Here is an 18723-nt window from a genome sequence, read left to right on the forward strand (position 1 = left end):
CCCAAAAAAACTGGTTCTTATAGAGAGGCGACACCGTGAAGTCATCGCAGCTTTCGCAGGCTCCTGTTCCCGTTCCCTCGTCCGAGGTGGTCCTTCACCTCCCCAAGGACCATTACCTGCACGTCGGCGCGCCCACGGAATGGTGGTGGCATACCGGCACACTCAAGGCAGGTGGGCGTGTGTTCGGCTTTGAGATCAACGCTGCTGCGTTCTACCCGCTGGGCTTCTTTCAAATGATGCTGACGGATGTCGAAAACCAGAAGCACTATCAGCTGACCTCCATGACCCTGGGTATCACGGATTGGGCAGAAAGCGACCCGAGCAAAGACTGGTGGGTGAAACAGGAAAGCGCCGACAAGAAGTCGTATGTGTCGATGAAAGCCCCCAGGCAGACCCGACCAAAAACATGCAGATAGACGCGGTGATGGTCGACACCGATACCCCGACGGTAGTGAAGTTTTCGCTGACGATGTCCCAGCAAGGGCGCCCGCTGTATGTATGGGGCCGTGGTGTGCTGGACCATCCGGAAAAACAGGGTGGCCTCACCACCAACAACTATTACTACTCACTGACGCGGGTGCACACAGAGGGCACACTCACCCTCGGCGATGCAGAGTTTGCAGTGCAGGGGCTGACATGGATGGATCACGAGTACGGCTACTTCGGTAGCGCCAAGGACCCGGCCCTATGGTTCCTGCAGACAATGCAACTGGACAACGGCATCCACATTTCGCACTACACCACCTTCAGCGGCGCCCCGCCGTCGCTCGATAAGCCGGTGCAGAGCAATGCGACCATTGAGTTTCCCGATGGGACGACTTACTACCAGACTGACTGCGTGATGACCCCCACAGGAAGAACCTGGACCGGCCCGACTGGCGTGTTGTTCTACATGGAATTCAAGGTCGAAATTCCAGCGTTCGACGCCGTAATTCATGTAGAAAGCCTGATGGATGCGCAAGACTTTCCCTTCCCACCCCTCCCTGGCGACACGTCCAAGGGCCGTGACACCTACGAAGGCGTGGCCAAGGCCAGCGGCACCTTCAACGGCGAGCGTGTGCAGGGCACAGCCTGGAATGAGCAACAGTCATAGGCGCCGTACTCACTATCAATCGTCGTGCAGCAACCCCGAGCTGTACTGACTAAAGCTGCTGCCGATGGCACTGCCACCAAAATTTACTTTGGTGGCATTGTTGTTTGCGCCGTGCCCGTCAAACGACTGGCAACCCTCAGAGAAACACGTACTGCTGCTCATGCCGGAACAAGCGGACAGCAGCAGCGTGCCGGTGATCATCACGACTTTGGCGAGGTTCGAGATCATTTATCAGTGCTCTGTGGGTGGGAGGTGCGGGGGCCTCTCTGATAGGGAGGATGGTAGACCTCAAAGGCGCAGGGAATTATGAAACTTTGTGGGATGACAGGGCTGGTTCAGGTTGCCGCCTTTTGGGTTAGGCGGCGGGGAGGTTAGTTGTCAGCGGATTGCAGGGGCTAGCTGCTCTTGGGCTCGGTCGACGAGTAGAGCGCTTAATTCGATTAGCTGTTGAATGCCCAGGACGATGGCGCGGTGGGGCTCATCAACTTCGAATGCCAGGTTTGAGGCCATTTGGTTGGCGGATTCCAGGTTCTCGGCAGCGTTGGCCAGGAGGGTTTCGGTGTCTATGTTGGGGCTGACGAAGAACACGTTGTTGCTTGGGCGCTCGATGGGCGCACCGTCGTCGGATGAGGGTAGGTAATGCTCAATCGCGCGCTTGGCGGCTGCGTGAAGTTTGGTATCGACGGGTGCAGCGTTGTGGTCAGCATACGGATTGCGTGTTTTGTTGTGCATGGGCGACGCTCCAATATTTTCGGGAGTTAAAACGCCTTAGCAATACGGACTTCCACCTCTGGCCGCGGGGTTTGTAGCGGCTGGAGGAGGTTAGCGATGGGAGGTCTGAGGGGCAAGCTGGGAAAACCGTGGGAAAATTCTTAAGGCATATAAGTGGTGAAAGGCGCCACACACCTCCCCGACACCCAGGAAGCATCCCTGATAAACTGCACCATTCGCCTCATCGACTCAGATTCCCCAATGCCCCTACAAACTGCTCCCCTCTCCCGCCGCTTCTCCGTCGCACCCATGATGGATTGGATCACCAAAGCCCTAATTCATTTGGGTTTGCTGTGATCGTGTACATCCTGTGTGCAGACATCGATACCGCCCTCCTACCCTGACAGCGAAAATATTGGACAGACCGATTGGACTCCACGCTGAGCGCCAGTGCCTCCAGCCATAGCACTACCGACTGGCACTACCTACTTTTCCCCTCTCCTGCACAGTGAATAGCTGCCACTTTCATGCTATGAGTAGTGGCACATTGATCTATGCCAGCCTCATGGAGACACAATGCTGACCATCCGCTATCCACATCTGATGCAGCACGTGAGAGACCTACATCACGGGATAAGTACGATTGCAAACGACAAGGAAGGTACGCTCCTCCTCATAATCAAAGTGCCCAAGGAGGCCGTACTAGCCGCAAAAGCCAAGCAGCGCATCGGGTTCTATCTAGCCCCATGTCGGATGAACGGAGAGACTTACCACGGTCTGGTCACTACATATGAAGATGATGAGCTCAACCCACTGATGGTTGTTACTCCCCTGCTAGACGATGAAATGGGACACTCCATATTTGACCTGCTTTCATCGGAAAGCTTCGACATTCATTTCTTTGACGACAACAATCGCGAACTTCTTGGCTACAGGTCGCAGAACACAAAGTTCGCAGAGTTCGACAAAAGCCAATACAAGCTTGCCCCATCAAGCCTTGAGGCTGCTTATGAAATTCGTGACTTAACTAATCACTGGTTCATGCGCAGATCGCTTCAGGATGATAAGAACTCGATTAAGGTTAATTTCCTTGAACCACTAATGATCGAGGATTTATTCATTCTAGACGCAGTACCCATGAACAATCTGTTTCAAAAAGGCCCACCTGTGAGCCACTCGACCCTTGAGAGGCTAGAGCCAGGTAGCTTTCAAGAGATGGATATTGTTAAGCTACTTCAGAAAGTATTTCATGAAGACTCAATATTCCTGAACCCACTTCGCACAGATAACAATGAAGAGTTCGTCGACGTTTTAGTTGCCTCCGATGAATATCTGCTGCTGACTCAGGCCAAGGACAGCCCAAACACGGAAAAGTCCTTAGATCGAACTCTAAAAAGAAAGATCTCGACAGTTTCAAAGGCTCTTGATAAAGCTATTGATCAAACGAGAGGAGCGATTAAGTACCTCAGACGTGGTGAGAACCTGCAGTTTCACTTTGGCGAAGATATCTTTGAGATTGAAACGCACGACAAAGTGATCCGAAACCTTATAGTCGTCCAGGAAACTTTCATCAATGAATGGGAGAGCTACTCGGAACGAGTTCTTGGGCTGGGCAAAGAAATGAATTCTTCATGTTACGTAATGGGATATCCAGAGCTTGTGACATGGACAGCAAAGCTCAGTACACCAGAGAAGTTCTTTGATCCATTTGACAGTATCGTTGAAGAAGGTAAAGAGACTGGTATATTCCCAAGTATAACCTTCTACAACTGATATACCTTCCATATTGCTTACTGTCAAAGCGAAGTCGCAAGACCATACTGCGATTTCGCACTCATCCCTTGCGAGCCCCGCACCTACCTAAAGTAAAACCGCACTCGACCAGAGTGATTTCGCACTCCAATACTACGATTTCGCATTCACACCTTGCGAAAGTTTCGGTATACAAGCAAATAAATCAAAATAATTAGCAAAACCACTAGACCCACCTAAAACTCCTTTTGCACAATAGATCTAGAGCTTCTTTTTAGCCAGTTGTGTCTGTGTCAGACAAGCAGGACTAGATACTCACATCCCTCCGGGTGTTGCGTGATTGCCTCGACAAATAAAAAAATAAAGTGAGTCAAGATGAAGAACACTGAGAAGCAGAATAAAGAGACTAGGATCACTTTCAGGCTTAACAAGTCTGAGTTAGATATCCTGAATGCAAAGATGGCTGAAGCAGGCTATAAGTCCGCTGGAGCGTTTATCCGTGACTACGTTGCCAATGGGCAGTTGAAGCCCAAAGTCACCCAGGACATTGTTCAGATCGCCCGTGAGCTCATGAACCTCGCCTCGATGATCAACGCAGACCGTCCAGGCTCCGCACTGCTTGAGAAAGTGAAGTACATCGCCCAAGTCAACTTTGGGGGTGTTGCATGATCGGCAAGATTTTTCCTAAGTCAGTAGGCTCGTTTAAGAACCGGATTCGGTACATTTTTGGCTGCACCAAGCACGATCACGAAATCAGCGGAATCCGGACGATCAGCCACAACACTATGAGCAAAGATCCGCTGCCAGGCGTCGTTCAGGGTAACGAAGCAGACCTCGCGGAGATGATCAAGGAGTTCGACCAGATTGAGACCCTTCGCCGCTTCTCAATCGACTCTGATAAAGCCATCAAGCCAGTCTTCCACGCAATACTGTCCCTTCGGCCCGGAGAGTCCCTGACGACCGCACAGTGGCGCACAGCCGTCCAGACCTACATGACAGACCTGGGCTTCAACGAGACCAACCAGTACGTCGCTGTAATGCACCAAGACAAAGAACACCAACACGTCCACATCGTCGCCAACAGGATCAGGCTCAACGATGACTTCTCCATGGTCAAAGACAGCAACGAGCGAAGCATCAGCCTCGACTCAGTGTCGGGCATAGAAGATCGCTTCGGCCTCACCAAAGCACCGAAGCCCGAGGACACATGGGGCGCCTCGATCACTCACGAAGAGCTCCAAGCCTCGATCCGCGACGGCGACCTGCCGTTGAAGCACAAGATGATCGCGAAGATCGCAGGCGCTATCGAAGCCACCAACGCCGTCGATGGCGATATGTTCACGTTCACCCGGCTACTCAGGAAGCAAAAGGTCTATATCAACCTGACCCTCAACGAGGACGGCCAACCAAAAGGAATATCGTTTGAGTTTGACGGCAAATATATAAGTGGCAGACAGCTCAAGCGCTCAAGACTCACATGGCACAAACTAACTACGCAGGAAGGAATACATTATGACCCCAAAACCATTCGTGAACTTCAGGATGACATTGCGAGAAGAGATAGCGAAGAACAAGAAAGAGCTCGAATCTATTACTTTGAATTTGTTTCAACTTCAGGAAAGAGAAGAAGCCCGATCTACGTCAGGTTTACAGCCAGGGACTATGAAGTCCAGAAAATGATTCAGGAGGTTCTTGAGCTGCTGGATGCTATTTTTGATGAGCTATTTAAGCCAAGGGAGTGCAGGTTGATGCGCAGTTACATAGAGTACATACCAGGCCAGCCGCTGGAGCTAGAAGAGGAACAGGCTCCAGCGCTATAAGATCTCGTTAGTCAGTTAGTACGCTGGAGGGCTGAGTCAGCCTTCCTTTACTGCGCCTTCTATCTTGGACTCTATGGCTTAGAAGATATTGGCGCTTAAAGGGTAGCTGGACGTGTATTCGGTGGCTCACCAGATGTCTGCAACGAGCTCAATAAACGGGACTGGAATAGGGTGTTTGAGTAATGCTGACTGCATGCAAAATTCAGTCAGACGGCTTATTCCTGCAGACCGGCGTTTGGCGCGCCCTTCGGGCCAGCTGTCGTGAATCAAGCCAGCCATTTTCAATGGCTATCTTGCCCCTCCGGGCTTCCATCTTTGTGCCTGCGCGCTCCGCTTGCCTGGCGTGACAGTCCAGTAACACATCAGTCCCAGCTGCAGCATTTGGACAAACATGTATTTCTTCAAAAACATCGCTTCAGGCTCAAGGTTTTCCGAAACTAACCGTTTGTGATGGATAAGTACCTTTTTTGAGCGATGGCTTTGACCCTCTCTACACATGACTTCGCACAGCGCCTGAGCGGTGCCTTGTCGCTCCCCTTCACGATTCTCGGCAACCGACAACGGCGCACATGGGAACGGCTGATCAGCTACATCGAATCGTCAACCTGCACATCCGAATTCGACAAAGCGGCGGCCTACGCTGAGGGCTATGCACATGCATTGACCGATAGCGGTCAGATTGATATCTCCACAAATCGGGATCTGCTGATCATTGCAACGGTGGATGCATGGCGATGCGCCCGTACTTACCCGAATACTTCGACCAACCTGAGCTACCCAGGAAAACTATGACTTCGCTTTTTAAACGTTACGCCGACGGCGGAACATCAGACATGCACATCCATATGCCGCAGCGTCTTCTGCCCACGACCGTCAGTCATTCTCCCCTCGAGGTCTTAGTCGGCCATTGGGAAAAGTATCTGGTAGACCCCTCCTCCGTGCGTGAGCAGTTTCCGTGGGCGGCGCGATTCGTTATGGGCATGCCCATTCCATCGTGGGCGCGCGGGCTGGAGTGGAACCTAGGGCAAAAGGCTCGCTTTATCTCTGCTGTGTGGTCAGGCGCGGATCTGGGGAGCTACCTCACGAATGACTGGTACGAGCCTGTGATCGGTAACAGGGCATTGGCCGAGAACAGTGAAGTTTTGATTGATGGCCAACAACGTCTGCACAGCCTGGAAGAGTATTTCCTCGACCGTCTGGCGATCCCTGATGCACAAGGACAGCCGAGGATTTGGTCTGAGCTCGGCAACGGCGAAAGGAAGCGCTTCCTGTCGACGATCTTTACCCATGTCAGGGTGTCGTCTGGTGACGAGGTGGCATTGCGCGGGACATACGATCTTTGCGCGCTGGGCGTAGTGCCTCGGTCATTTCATCAACGAGCTGTTCGGTAACATTTGCGTTGCCAGTAGACGGGCGGCCCCCTTCGGCGCCGGCTGTCGTGAACCGAGCCCCGCTACGACGGGTCTCGGCCCTACGGGCTACCATCCTTCCGCTCTACGACCATCTTGGTCTGCGCGCTCCGCTTGCAGAGCGATCCGACTCACCTTCTTGCTTGGACATTGGCCACCGCTCCCACATACTGCTGAGCATCCAATCAAAGATGAGGCCGGACAAATGGGTTGGCTCTTTTGGAAAGACAAGCGCCCCGCGTGGATTCAGGCGGAAGAACAGAAATTCATCAAGGCTGCGAACAGTCTAAAATCGCTCCAGGTAACGCCTCGCGGTGGCATGCGCATAGATCCCGAGGAGATCAGGGATCAGATCCTTGAAGCCCGAGAGCTATACAAACACCTGGTTAAAAAATAGCGATACCGAAAGGCCAACCAAATCGGAGCCTCAACCGGCGTAAAACGACCTCTTTGCCCCACCCCGCCCTGCTGATTGTACTTTCTCGAGGGCCGATAACTTGGCGGCGTCGCTCCGCTTGCTTTAGCCTAGGAGTGGTCGAGCACCTTCTTATCGCCAGCACCAACCAATATATAAAGGAGGCTCCAGTACAGCTACGGAGCAGCTTCCTTATTAATGCGCTAGACGCATACCCCTCATGGATTGCATCCAGTCAGCATGGATAGGAGTCATTCCTAAGCGGTCTGTTCGACCACATGACGTGGCAGCGATAGAGGTGCGGCCCGCCCCTCAATTTGATATTTCGATATTTATTGGCAGGCTCTAAATAACTGCTCGCTCAGCCAGACCGCATCATCTTCAGTGAACGAGTAACCCATAAAGGGAAAGACCAACTCAAAACCTCCGCCGTCAATTGTGCAGGCCACAATTGACGTGGTGCCTGAAGGTGAACCTTCACAGACGTCATCGGTCGCGTCTTCAATCGTAATCTCGCCAGAAGCCTAATACTGAAGGCCGCGTATTCCAGTCGTCCTGCGAACCCTGAACAATCCAGTCGGTCGATTTTCTCCGTCGGATTGATCACTTTCCTCGTCACCATCAATTGCCAGTGCTTCTCTGAGGCATGATGAAATCTCTAGTGCGACTTCAGGAGTGACGCTGAACTTTACAATGTCTAGCTCAATCATGACTCGCGCAGTCGGAAGCAGTTCGATAGCGCATGTATACGTTTCATCAGAATCCAGTCCACGCCACGAAACGAATTCTTTAGAAACACGAAAATCAGAGGAATCTTTTGAAGTCTGGTAAATGCTCATCGAAGCACCCTAGAATTTTTGCTCTTAGAACTAGAAACGGATGCGTCTCGAAAAACTTGAGGTGTTTTCTGGAATTATATCGAGATGGCCAAGCGGTGAGCTTTCAAGTGCTGTCAATCGGCTCTCCTCGAGTAAAGACAGACAGTCTTCCGCGTTTACCATGCTTGTCGCAAATCTTCAGCACTGTATGCCTCAGAACCTTGTAATCACGAATATGATTCAGGAGATCGTTCTGATCAGATCCCATAGCACCGCTTAGCCAGATGAAACACCAAACATTTGAACGACCATAGCTCTGAAGGGCGTGCTCCTCTGAGGTACCGCCCTACGCCTGCCCTGCCGGCTTCCATCCTTAAAACTTCCAGCCTGACCAACCTGCGAGCTCCGCTTGCAAGGTAAAGGCTGGGCATAACCCAACCGTCTAGGCTCTAGACATAACGTAGCGCATAAACACATACGTTGATCTGAGCGCTAAATGCCCTCCTTCACCAGGCGCTCGCCGAGCAATTTCAGCTTGGAAATGTAATCGGGATCGTCAGATGTTTTGGGAACGTGCGAGTCGCTATTGATTCGTCGGAGCTGAATGACTACTTCATGTGCAATGCGCTGAGCGTCCTTTGTCCCCCACCACTGGGCAAGCGCAGCTGCAATAAGCGACGCATCGCTTCCTTCACGGCCTACTGTCATCAGGAGGTTCGTCGTTAGCTTCAAATGTGCATCGAAGCTAGCAAGCAAATATTGAACGTTCCCGAAATCGGCGCTCTCGTTTGAGCGAAGAATAAAATCACTCAGATGAGTGATATCCCATGCAGCGTTTCTCACCCCAGCGATCGCCGCCATCCGATCAGTAGACCTGCTGTTTTTGAACACATTCTTGCGAGCAGGCGAATGAGTTCCGAGGTACACACACGCGAGCATCAGAGCCGGCCCCGCGAATACAAGACTCGTACTCATCCAATCTAGAAGACGAAGCATCTTGTCGACTTGCTTACCCGGGGCAAGGTCTAGCTCCAGTATTTTGAGTGCGGTGATGTAATTTCGATTCCAGCGTTTCAATGGCAGCTCTAGATTGAGGTTCGGTGCCTCGAGTGGGGTATAACTGCGGGAAACACGATTTGTCCTACCGAGCGCTACGTTCAGCATATCCTGTGGAGGGGCGTTGTCAGCTGCCCTGAACCAACCAAGTTCATCCGCTGCGCTGGTGTTACCACATCGGTGAGCCAGCTCATGGAAGGAAACACTTGGTTCAAAATCGATATTTAGAAGCTGAGCAAATCCTAGCAGTGCGGCTGAAAGCTTGAGTTGCTTGTCATTGGCCGTTTCTTTCCCCTTCACCAATTGCGCGATACGAGAGGCGACGTTCCGATCCGGCAAAATGATCGTACGTATGCCTTGGTCTTGGGCATAAAAATAAACTGCTGGCTCGTAAATACCTGCGTCGGGAGCAAGGTAACCGGGTATCAACATACCTGCCGTTTTCAGTACCCCGCTGACATCAAACAGGTCGCCCACTGGGAAATCAATCGGCAGCAACCATTCTGTCTTTTTAGGTTTCGCTTTCAATCTACCCACCTTGAGGAAATCGACCATCCACACGCCATTGAGCACTTGAGCACTAAGCACTAAGCACTAAGCACTAAGCACTAAGCACTAAGCACCGGCCTATCATCGCAGGGCGTTGGCATAGACAAGGTGCCAAATGGGCTTTCCAATCCCGCTAAGGGATGATTCCGCCGAGGATATCTAAAGATTCTTATCACCTACCTGGCCTCGGGGAACTGGCCGTGGTGAACATTTACGGGGGCCATCACTTGGAACGCTCTTGATAACCAACCTTGAGAAACCTGTCGGCCTTTGTGAAGGCTGCACGTTTCAAGCCTTCAAGATCCAATCTCAAGCGAGAGTTGAGATCTGCCTCGTAGATCTTGTCACTATTCAACGTCAGAATGTATTGTCGATTTTTAAGCGTTTCAACATTATCACTGAGATAGTTCAGGCTTTTCAAAAGAGTGTCGTAATCAACATCGAAGATGTTGTCATGAATCAGCATACCTGGATGCCTCTTATCAATTTCAGAGCATGTCAGCAGGCCGATGTCATACAAGAATACTTTTTCGCGCTCGTTGCTATGGCTACCATCATCATAAATTCGCAAATCGAAATTGACGACTTCTTTTTTCTTCGTGATTTCCACTTCAAAGGAGCCATGTCGATTCCCCGCGACAACCTCGTGCACATCAAGAATTGTCTGCTCGAGAGACTTGATAACGTTAGATGCGTTTGCCACGAAACTATCGAGCAGAAATATCAAGCCATAACGCTCGTTGCTCTTGTCCTTCTTTTCTCGCTCGTACTCTGAATGCTTTCTTATAAAAGCAGACAGCGAAGCATGATCTTCCAATTTTTTCTGGTAGGTTGCGATAGTCTGACGAAGGTTTTTTAATGCACCCTTATGATCAATCAATATCAGCTTTTCTCGATACAATCGATCAAGACGGATAATATTATCTTCAATTAATTTAAGTGTACTCTCCAGCTCTTCTCGACGACCTTCAATCAAAGTTCTCTGAAAATTATCGATTTTCTTCTTGAACGCAGTAACCTCTTCAAGCTGCTTCTTGATAAGGTCTCCCAGACCTACCTTAAACTGATTGTAGAGTTCCGCCACCTCTACTTCATCAATGTAGTTATCACCGCGAAACATCTTGATTTTCGAAAGCTCGGACTTTATGACAGTCTGGCGAGATCTAAACTCTTCAATCTGCGTTTCAATCTCAACTACCTCATCCCTAACAATGTTGTAACCTTCGATATTTTCTAGCTGTTCCATCTCGCGATGGATTCTGCCGACCTGACTGGTCAGTTCGTTCAAGTCCGCCTTGGCTTCAGATATATTTTTGCCAGTGATTGATACTATGTTTTCTTTGGACTTGGAGATCGCTTTAGCGAGCTTATCTATTTCGTTCGATAAAGATTTTGCCTGCCTGTATGGTTTAGGATCAATCCCAAGCAGAAATAGGTGCGGCGTGTAGTCCGCCGGAATATTTCGATTGGTATCAAAGCATTTTACAATAGATTTAAACTCCGACCGTTCATCCCGAATGATCGGCCCCATCAATGAACGAAAAGATGGGATGCTTTCATTGTCACTAGCACCATAAAGAAGACTCGTCAGATAGCTAGTCGCATCCTCAATTTCAATGATGGGAACGATATTTCCATCTATGATGAGAGTTGGAGACTTATGATTCTCGATGCTTCGCTTGATCGTGATTGGCGTATTGTTAATTTCTATATCTATACAGATTAGGGTGCTGTGTGGGAAGGCTTCATCTGGAATCAGCGAAACACGACTTTCCTCGTACCGCTTAAGTAAACCGTAGTTTATGAACTCTACGGCCATCGACTTACCGACACCGTTTGTCTTGACGTTGTCTTTAGTCGTCTCGCCTAGGATAAGGTTTATTCCATCAACAAAAGTAATTGGATCGAAAACCCGAGGCTCACTGTATAGCTTTCTAATTCTTAGCATTTCGCTACCAAATATGGCTCTTGGAAATCTATGACATCAAGAGAATACAAGAAAATTATCGCGTAATAGATGCTTCTAGCACTGACCCCACCAGGCTTTGTAATTTTTTTTGCCACATCAAATATGCTAACCCGAGCCTCTCCTGATTCTTGTAGGAGTTTCAGAATCTCAAAGCCGAGCATAGGAGCCGACTTTCTCAGGTCATCATCTTTAGAAAATAGATTAGACAAGTGCAGTGTCCTTGTAGGGGAAGACATTGCATTTCATCAACTGGTCGATTACGAAAAACTCACCTGCCCCTCTATCGAAGGTGTAGCCGTTTTTTTCAAGTAGATCGCTGAAGCCTGCGATCAGCTGATCCAACGCCTGCTTGGGATTACCGCAGCACTCCTTGAGTATGGCGTCACTGCGCCTCTTTAGGTAGGTAGCAGCTCGGCGAATTTTAACCTGCCCAAAATCAGCTTCTTTCTTAACGGCTTCTAAAATAGCACCGTACTCGATATAACCATCGCTATACATATCGACGAGGAAGTCGGCATGATCAGCGAAGCGTTGATAGATCTTCTCCTCTGGAATGGGCTCTTCAAGATACCCATTACCGGCATCTTCATGCTTCTCGTCACTGATATATTCGATTATTCCAAGTATCGTCATAACCTCGTTGGCAAGGCTCTTTTGTGCCGGAGGCGCAATCTCAGCGTCCATGAAGTCTACAATCGCTTTTAGCCTTTGCAAATCAGGATCACTGGTGATTTTCTTGATTAGATCCTCAACATCAATGATGTCAGTTTTGGTATCGAGAAAATACTCAACCCCGCCAACGGTGGGTGCCTCATGATTGGATTTTCTAACTATATTCAGGATGAGCAGCTTATCAAACTGTTCATAGAGATTTTTTTCTATAAATTTTTCAACAGTATACTTTGTCTTGGCTAGTGCCGAAGTGGATGTCACCTGTATCGCGATCCTCTTCTCACTATCGCCAAGATCTATCGCGGCGGCATTGAGGTCAAGGATGTTAATATTCTTGAGGTTATACCCATAAACCAAATTCAAGAGGCCGCAGTAGAAATCTTCGGCTCCCCTGTTGATATCCGTCAAACTAAGGCTATTGTTAAGCTCGACTTCATTTTTGAGCCAACCTAGCCATTTAATTATTTTTTTCTGATAATCAACTCGATTCATGCTCTACGCCCCCCTCCCTGGCGTATGAGAGTATATGAAGAATGCAACCTACGGAGAAGAGAATGATGGCACTCTGCAATTTTGCCTGCTCTCCGTAGCTAAAATCATGCAGCGCTGTATGAATACACAGCAACATCGCTTGACCATCGACCATTTCAGAATCGCAGGAACCGGGACACGCTCTGCTGCAACGTGACGACAGCATGCAATGAGCTGGAACCATGGGACGTAAAGGGTGCCCCCTAGGTGCCTTTGGGTTGAACTGCACCCATGCGCTTCAGGATGTCTCCGGCCTTGGAACATTCTTGGCGGTGCGCTGGATCAAAAGCGCAGACCGAACGGGACAGACGTGCTCAATTGGAGCCGCCTGATTCGGCTCTCTCAACCAGGAGAAAGGGATGTCAATGCAAGATAATGCTGTAGCTTCCATCCGACTCGGGGTGGAGGATTTCAAAGCTGCGGAACACGATGAAGCCCGAGCCCTCTCCTCTATTCGAAATCTGACCTCGGGTCTACTGTTGCTCTTCAAAGTCAAGCTGCAGGCTATGAGCCCACCAGGTTCAAATGAGGCACTACTCAAAGAGAGGGTGGCTCCAACTCAAGGAGTTGACGACCAGATCATTTGGGTCGGTAGCGGCACCAAGACCGTCGATGTCGTGACGATAATTTCCCGGCTGGAGGGGCTAGGTGTCGACGGAGTCGAATGGAAATTACTGAAGGCGCTCACCGATATTAGAAATGAGGTAGAGCATTACCACAGCACCCGGCCCACCTCCGTACTGCTGGAGACCGTAGCGAACTGCTTCCACCTGATACAGCAGTTCGTGCCCAGGTATCTCGAGATCAGCCCCGCCAGCCTGCTGGGAGCAGATATTTGGTCATTCCTGACTGAGCACGAGGCATTCTACGGGCGTGAGCGGAAAGCTTGCCTAGAGTCACTCAGCCAAGTTCGCTGGCCAACCGACATCCTTGCCGGCGCCTTGGAGCACATTAGCTGCCCGCACTGTAAAGCCAAGCTCATGAAGGCTTTGGGGAACCTCAAATCACTCCCGCAAACGAGTTTTCACTGCACCCGTTGCGGAGCAGTATCGCAGTTTGGTGATGTGGTTGACGCTGTGCTCGTTGAGCGATATTACGCGGACTTATACATCGCCGCCACGCAGGGCGGAGAGAGCCCATTGGAGCTATGTGATCACTGTGAACATGAATCATACGTTGTCGAGGAACAGCGCTGCGCCATTTGTGGGGAGGGGCCCAAAGTCCCCGAATGTAGGCAATGCGGGGCGACACTTGATGACGATGTGGGCATTGAGGGCATTTATTCGGATCTGCTGTGCGGCCATTGTCGCTACGTGCTGGAAATGGATTAAAGAAACGTTCCGAAGGTCGGCTGGCCACCTTCACGGTGGTCTTCTGCGCCTACTCACGCGTATGCCAGATCATCATCCATTTTCAGTGCCTCGATTTGAACCAGTTGCCAGCCGACGATAAAGGTCGGCCAGGAGGCGAGCATCCAACAGTGCGTGGTGTGGAAGTTCTGGCAGCACCACGTCGCCGATATCATCCGCTTCGAGATGCCTGAATATCAGGATCAGGTTAGTCGCGCGATTGGCAACGTTATCTGGCCAACGATGATTCACGTAGGCCAGTTGGCAGAAGAGATCCCAATCCGGCGCGTCCGAGCAAACCTCGAGGGGGCCTTTCAGGTTGCTCAGGAAAGCAAGTAGTGAGGATTGAGCTTCGACCAAGGTTTGCCCGTGTGCAGCCAGGTTGAGCTGTGGCAGGACATTTTGAATCACAAAGTCGCTGCAGTCCTGAGTCACGTACGTGTCTGTGAGCTCGACGTAGTATTCGTGCCCGGCTTCGGACACGAGTGCCAGCGAAATCAACTTCGTGTCTCGATTGAGCCGAGTGAACTCGCAGTCCAAAAATAGCTTCATCCCCTCCTCCCTATGAATACTTGGTCATGACTCCGGTGTACTTTTGGCAACACGATTAAAGCCGACTGGTTTCTTCTATGACTTTAACTGATTGTCCTGACGAGTCTATGCCTTCACTCACGGCAAGGGAGGTTTGCCAGGTGCTGCGCGATGCCATCTTCGGGCGGCGCACGATGGTGAGAGTGTGCGCACAGACTTGGGACGAGCTTTAAGCCGGGATGTTGATGGTCGACATCGAGGGATGGAGGATTACGATCTTCAACGACTGTGATGAACTTGATTACTGCGAGCAGTGCGTGAGCCCGGATGGACAGCTTTGGTCGTTCAATTCGGGTGATCGATATGGGACTGACCCGGTAGCTCTGCTCAGCACGTGGGAACTTCTGACACTCGATCAGCTATTAAAGACACTGTCATAAGGGTTGGATAGCGACAGGTAGTCAGCAAATGACCCCCTCGCACCCTAGCTTTAACAGTTACGTGTCAGGTTTGCTTCAGCCCCATAAACCCTGAAAAAACCTCACCAAGTAACGCGCTCATTTCTCGTGTTGAAAGCCAGCTGGAATTACTTCCTATCTGCAACTGAAGATCGGCAGCACGCTCACTCGGTTGGGCGCAGATGAAATACCCCATAGAGCACTTGGCGATCTCAAGCGGCAGGTTCTGTAGAGGCGATGACAAGGGGGTATTCGTAGCACCAAGAAGATATCTGTCCGACGCCAGCGGCAGAATCACGTGCACGAGCTCATCATCCTTATCCATGAACGGCTTGAAGGAGCGCTCGCCTCGCACTTGGAACAGTACGACGGAATCCCCAAGCGGCAGGTCGCCAGGCGCGAATTTCTGAACAGAATAGTGGAGAGCACTGAAGCGGTGAGCACGGGCAGCTGGCGATACGGATTCACTGAGCACACGAACATGACTGTTTCTGACCAAGCTCGGGATTGAAGACTTGATACGTTCCAGCAGGGCAGGCATCTGGGTGGCAAAAATCGCAACAAGCGGATTGATCATCTGGTCGAGGAGTGATTCATCAGTAGAGAGCAAAGCCTGAACTTGCTGCGGATTAACACCCCGTTCTGCTAAAGCGCGCTCAAAGGCTGGAGAGCCTGGTTTGAAGTGATTTTTTACCAACACTCTGAGGTTGGCGGGGTCTGATAGATACCCAAAAACGCCAATGGCACACCCCTCGACCATTGACTGCATATTCTGGCGAACGTGGCGGCTTCTGGTTTCTAGATGAGCTAACAATTGTGGAATTCTCTCGACCACTGCTCCACTCAGGTCGCCGGCACGTAGGCTCTCTATTAATGGTGCATAAATTTGCTCTTCGTTGGTGATCTGAACGTCCAGATCAGGCTCGCGGTCGATAGCGTAGAAATGCCTTTCAAGGCCTACATTTTGAATGTTCGCAGATCTGGCGGGCTTATTCTGTTCATACACCCAGCACCGAACGATTTTGCCGTTACCTGGAGATCTGAACCCTTTTTGCAAAAACTTTGGAATGAAGTGCTGTCGTACCCCTGACATGTCGCATCTCCTCTCTGATCTCTAATACCCCCTTAGCGGATCTAGTCGTAATCGCTGAGGGGTTCAAACCTCTGCACGTCTTCCTCGGCCTATCCGATCTCATCATTTTTTTGATTGTAGTCACTTGGTAGTTCTGAAGGCCGTCCCACTCGATCAATCACACCCGCCTTGCCAACCAGTTCCCTCGCTGATTTGGTGTAAATCCTGCTGGTATTTGCTAAGGCATGCTGGTTCTCGGTCGATAAACGAGACGGGATCGGCTCGTCTGTAAGACTCCATTCCTACCTAGACCCGTGCAAGCGGGATACATCGCTCAATGGAGTTAATTTTTAGGCTATGACCGCACCACACGCAGCAAACTATCCACGCCCCGCAGACTGGAAGCAATTCGAGCGTCTTTCGATAGCCCTTATGAGCTGCGTATTTGGCAGCCGCTTCGATCAGTATGGCCGTGAAGGCCAACGACAGGATGGAGTCGACCTCTACTGCCGCCTCAAAGATGGCTCCATCATCGCCGTCCAGTGCAAAGGTCGGAACGGCAACCTTGGGAAGAAGCTGACAGTCGCAGAGGTCGATAAGGCTGTGCAGGATACCGAAAGCTTTCTCGTCAAGATCGACCGCTTTTTCATCCTCACCACCAGTCCACATGATGCCGCATTAACCAACCGTGCATTGGAGCTGACGGAACAACGAGCCCTTGTCGGAAAAGGGTCGGTAGAAGTCTGGGGCTGGGAATCGCTTGAAAATATCATCCGAGAGAATGCCTCTCTGCAGGATTCGTTCTATTCCGAGTACAAACCCAAAATTTCTCTTCGCGGATGGATCTTGAGGGTAGGTTTGGCGAGCTGCTTGGCGATATCCTGCTTTGTCGGGGTTCACAGGTATCTCGCGTATCAAGCAGACTCAGCTCAAATGAATGAGGCGACAATCCAAGGCCTCGCTGAGTACATGAGTCTTAATGATCGTTTGATCTCTATCTATGATGGCTGTCTTGGGATGCTTGACAAAGGTACCTTCGCCTTTTCGTATTCTTTCCAACAGTTCTGCATAGTCCCAGTGGAGCGAACCCTGAACGCCATGGAGCATCAGGTTCAACACGCAAGTATGAAGATTGATCCTGCGGCCATCAACCAACTGGACGTGCTGCTTGATCTCTTGAGGGAGGACTATCGCCAGGGTTTGATCGCCAATCAAATGGTTGGTTTTTTTGAGCAGGGGATCATTGATAGCCAGAAGGCATTGTGCACTCCCAACAACTCTGATGCGTCTACGGAAATCCTGAAAGGGCTGCGCAAGCCCGCCGATGATGCGATGAATCGGCAACTCGAGTTCTATTTCATCCTGCGCGATTTCATTCTTCCTGGACTTCAGTCGATGCAGGCCAACGTGCTGGTAGCGGCTCGACAAAGCAACCGACGGGGAGTTTCAGATCAGATGCTGAGCGACGCTCGGGAACTGAGTGACCTCCTCAAGCAACGCCACCAGTACAGAATGGAAGAACCGCAGCAGCCGTTCACCCTATCTGCAGTCAAACAGTGGAGTTCACGAGAGATAAAGATCTCCGGCGACATGGACACAAGGATTGAGGATGCAAGATACGCCCAAGTTCTGCTCCATGGGATTCAAGCTTCACTTTATGGGAAGCACGAAGAAGTGAAATCGTTGATCGCGTGCGGTGTGTTCGTTAAAAACGCCGAAGCAATCATTAAAAAGGATGAAGAAGCCATTACGGCTTCAGCCACTCCAGCCACATAGAGCCAGGCGAAGTGCGTCGTCTGCACATCGCGGATCACGCCTTCAACCGTAATCGGCTTACGCGCTCCCTTGAACCGGTGGGCGCTGTTTGGCTCAGTTATTTTTTGCCCCACGTTCTCGCTGCGAGCTAAGCCCGTAAAGCTTGAGATGTCTGAAGAGCATCTTTTCCTCGAGTGTTTGATCCTTCAAATCTGAGTCCGAGCCGGTTCGTTATGGAAACGCACATGAAGCAGCCTCTGTTCGACTTTGACCTCAAACGCGCATCCCGCGAAAACTACATAACAGGGAAAGCCGCCATCAATTTTCCACATCCAGGAAGCACCACGGGTGGATGGCATTTCCTTGCATATTTTGATCGGGAATCCGGCGTGGCTAAGGTGTCGTTAGCAGGCATTCATTATCCTGATACCACAGCCTACTTTGATGACCTTGGCATCATCGACGTGACCGATGAGCTGGCGGAGCGCGGCTGGTCTGTGGATGGCCATCGCCTGTTCATGGCCGATCACTACAGAGCCGCTGCGGATATGGTCGTAAGATGGGCTCTGAGCGAGTCCAACCACTGCAGCGTCGAGATTGATGATTGGTTCCCCTCTCGTGCGGAGAGACAGCGACTGCTTGAGATTCTAGATACAGCAAGGCCACAGCTTTCCAAGGTTGGCCGATGGCCAAAAGTGGAAGCGTGGCTGCGTACGCAAGCCTTCAGCTAGGCGTGGCGCCCGGCGTGCCTACAGGCGGAGCA

General features: G+C 50.7%; 17 protein-coding genes and 1 pseudogene. 11 read left to right on the forward strand and 7 right to left on the reverse strand.

The window, feature by feature from the left end; all coding sequences use genetic code 11:
• Nucleotides 1-35: 35 nt before the first annotated feature.
• Nucleotides 36-416, forward strand: a complete 381-nt coding sequence (locus LRS56_17805) for a hypothetical protein (GenBank protein WDU60724.1) — start codon at nucleotides 36-38, stop codon at nucleotides 414-416.
• Entirely contained in the window at nucleotides 407-1093 is a 687-nt protein-coding gene (locus LRS56_17810; protein WDU60725.1) for a hypothetical protein, read from the forward strand. Before LRS56_17805 ends, LRS56_17810 begins: the two co-directional genes overlap by 10 nt.
• 15 nt (nucleotides 1094-1108) lie before the next feature.
• Here the strand turns inward: LRS56_17810 and LRS56_17815 are convergent, their stop codons facing one another.
• Nucleotides 1109-1321 (reverse strand): hypothetical protein, encoded by a 213-nt coding sequence (locus LRS56_17815; GenBank protein WDU60726.1) that lies wholly within the window; start codon nucleotides 1319-1321, stop codon nucleotides 1109-1111.
• A 150-nt stretch (nucleotides 1322-1471) separates the two neighbouring features.
• A complete protein-coding gene (locus LRS56_17820) occupies nucleotides 1472-1825 on the reverse strand; it encodes a DUF6124 family protein (protein ID WDU60727.1) in 354 nt (117 codons plus the stop codon).
• Nucleotides 1826-2380: 555 nt separating this feature from the next.
• Here LRS56_17820 and LRS56_17825 point away from each other — a divergent pair.
• The 5 genes from LRS56_17825 (at nucleotide 2381) to LRS56_17845 (ending at nucleotide 6767) form a co-directional block, all read left to right on the forward strand.
• Nucleotides 2381-3577: a hypothetical protein gene (locus tag LRS56_17825; GenBank protein WDU60728.1), complete on the forward strand. Its 1197-nt coding sequence runs from the start codon at nucleotides 2381-2383 to the stop codon at nucleotides 3575-3577.
• A gap of 354 nt (nucleotides 3578-3931) precedes the next feature.
• Nucleotides 3932-4225, forward strand: coding sequence for a hypothetical protein (locus LRS56_17830; protein ID WDU60729.1), 294 nt, complete (start codon nucleotides 3932-3934; stop codon nucleotides 4223-4225).
• Nucleotides 4222-5376 carry a relaxase/mobilization nuclease domain-containing protein gene (locus LRS56_17835; protein WDU60730.1) on the forward strand — a complete coding sequence of 385 codons (1155 nt, stop codon included), beginning with the start codon at nucleotides 4222-4224 and terminating at the stop codon, nucleotides 5374-5376. Before LRS56_17830 ends, LRS56_17835 begins: the two co-directional genes overlap by 4 nt.
• 480 nt (nucleotides 5377-5856) lie before the next feature.
• Nucleotides 5857-6168: a hypothetical protein gene (locus LRS56_17840; protein ID WDU60731.1), complete on the forward strand. Its 312-nt coding sequence runs from the start codon at nucleotides 5857-5859 to the stop codon at nucleotides 6166-6168.
• Nucleotides 6165-6767, forward strand: coding sequence for a hypothetical protein (locus LRS56_17845; GenBank protein ID WDU60732.1), 603 nt, complete (start codon nucleotides 6165-6167; stop codon nucleotides 6765-6767). Before LRS56_17840 ends, LRS56_17845 begins: the two co-directional genes overlap by 4 nt.
• Before the next feature lie 1743 nt (nucleotides 6768-8510).
• Here LRS56_17845 and LRS56_17850 read toward each other — a convergent pair.
• From LRS56_17850 to LRS56_17860, 3 genes are all read right to left on the reverse strand, one after another.
• Nucleotides 8511-9629, reverse strand: a complete 1119-nt coding sequence (locus LRS56_17850) for a hypothetical protein (protein ID WDU60733.1) — start codon at nucleotides 9627-9629, stop codon at nucleotides 8511-8513.
• Nucleotides 9630-9846: 217 nt separating this feature from the next.
• Nucleotides 9847-11442, reverse strand: coding sequence for a DUF2326 domain-containing protein (locus LRS56_17855; protein WDU60734.1), 1596 nt, complete (start codon nucleotides 11440-11442; stop codon nucleotides 9847-9849).
• Nucleotides 11443-11793: 351 nt separating this feature from the next.
• Nucleotides 11794-12756, reverse strand: coding sequence for an SMEK domain-containing protein (locus LRS56_17860; protein ID WDU60735.1), 963 nt, complete (start codon nucleotides 12754-12756; stop codon nucleotides 11794-11796).
• Nucleotides 12757-13154: 398 nt separating this feature from the next.
• On the opposite strand from LRS56_17860, the gene LRS56_17865 reads away from it, so the two are divergent.
• Nucleotides 13155-14126 (forward strand): hypothetical protein, encoded by a 972-nt coding sequence (locus LRS56_17865; protein ID WDU60736.1) that lies wholly within the window; start codon nucleotides 13155-13157, stop codon nucleotides 14124-14126.
• 72 nt (nucleotides 14127-14198) lie between these two features.
• Here the strand turns inward: LRS56_17865 and LRS56_17870 are convergent, their stop codons facing one another.
• Nucleotides 14199-14696, reverse strand: a complete 498-nt coding sequence (locus LRS56_17870) for a 3'-5' exoribonuclease (protein ID WDU60737.1) — start codon at nucleotides 14694-14696, stop codon at nucleotides 14199-14201.
• Nucleotides 14697-14773: 77 nt separating this feature from the next.
• Between LRS56_17870 and LRS56_17875 the strand changes: the two are divergent.
• Nucleotides 14774-15115, forward strand: a pseudogene (locus LRS56_17875) (hypothetical protein).
• A gap of 64 nt (nucleotides 15116-15179) precedes the next feature.
• Here LRS56_17875 and LRS56_17880 read toward each other — a convergent pair.
• Nucleotides 15180-16226: a DUF4238 domain-containing protein gene (locus LRS56_17880; GenBank protein WDU60738.1), complete on the reverse strand. Its 1047-nt coding sequence runs from the start codon at nucleotides 16224-16226 to the stop codon at nucleotides 15180-15182.
• Between the two features lie 336 nt (nucleotides 16227-16562).
• Here LRS56_17880 and LRS56_17885 point away from each other — a divergent pair, with 336 nt between their 5' ends.
• Both LRS56_17885 and LRS56_17890 read left to right on the forward strand, forming a co-directional pair.
• Nucleotides 16563-17981, forward strand: coding sequence for a hypothetical protein (locus tag LRS56_17885; GenBank protein WDU60739.1), 1419 nt, complete (start codon nucleotides 16563-16565; stop codon nucleotides 17979-17981).
• Nucleotides 17982-18205: 224 nt separating this feature from the next.
• The gene (locus LRS56_17890; GenBank protein ID WDU60740.1) at nucleotides 18206-18691 is read left to right on the forward strand and encodes a hypothetical protein; all 486 of its coding nucleotides are present in this window, start codon (nucleotides 18206-18208) and stop codon (nucleotides 18689-18691) included.
• Nucleotides 18692-18723: the final 32 nt, after the last annotated feature.

Source organism: Pseudomonas poae (assembly GCA_028869255.1).
Lineage (GTDB): Bacteria > Pseudomonadota > Gammaproteobacteria > Pseudomonadales > Pseudomonadaceae > Aquipseudomonas > Aquipseudomonas poae_C.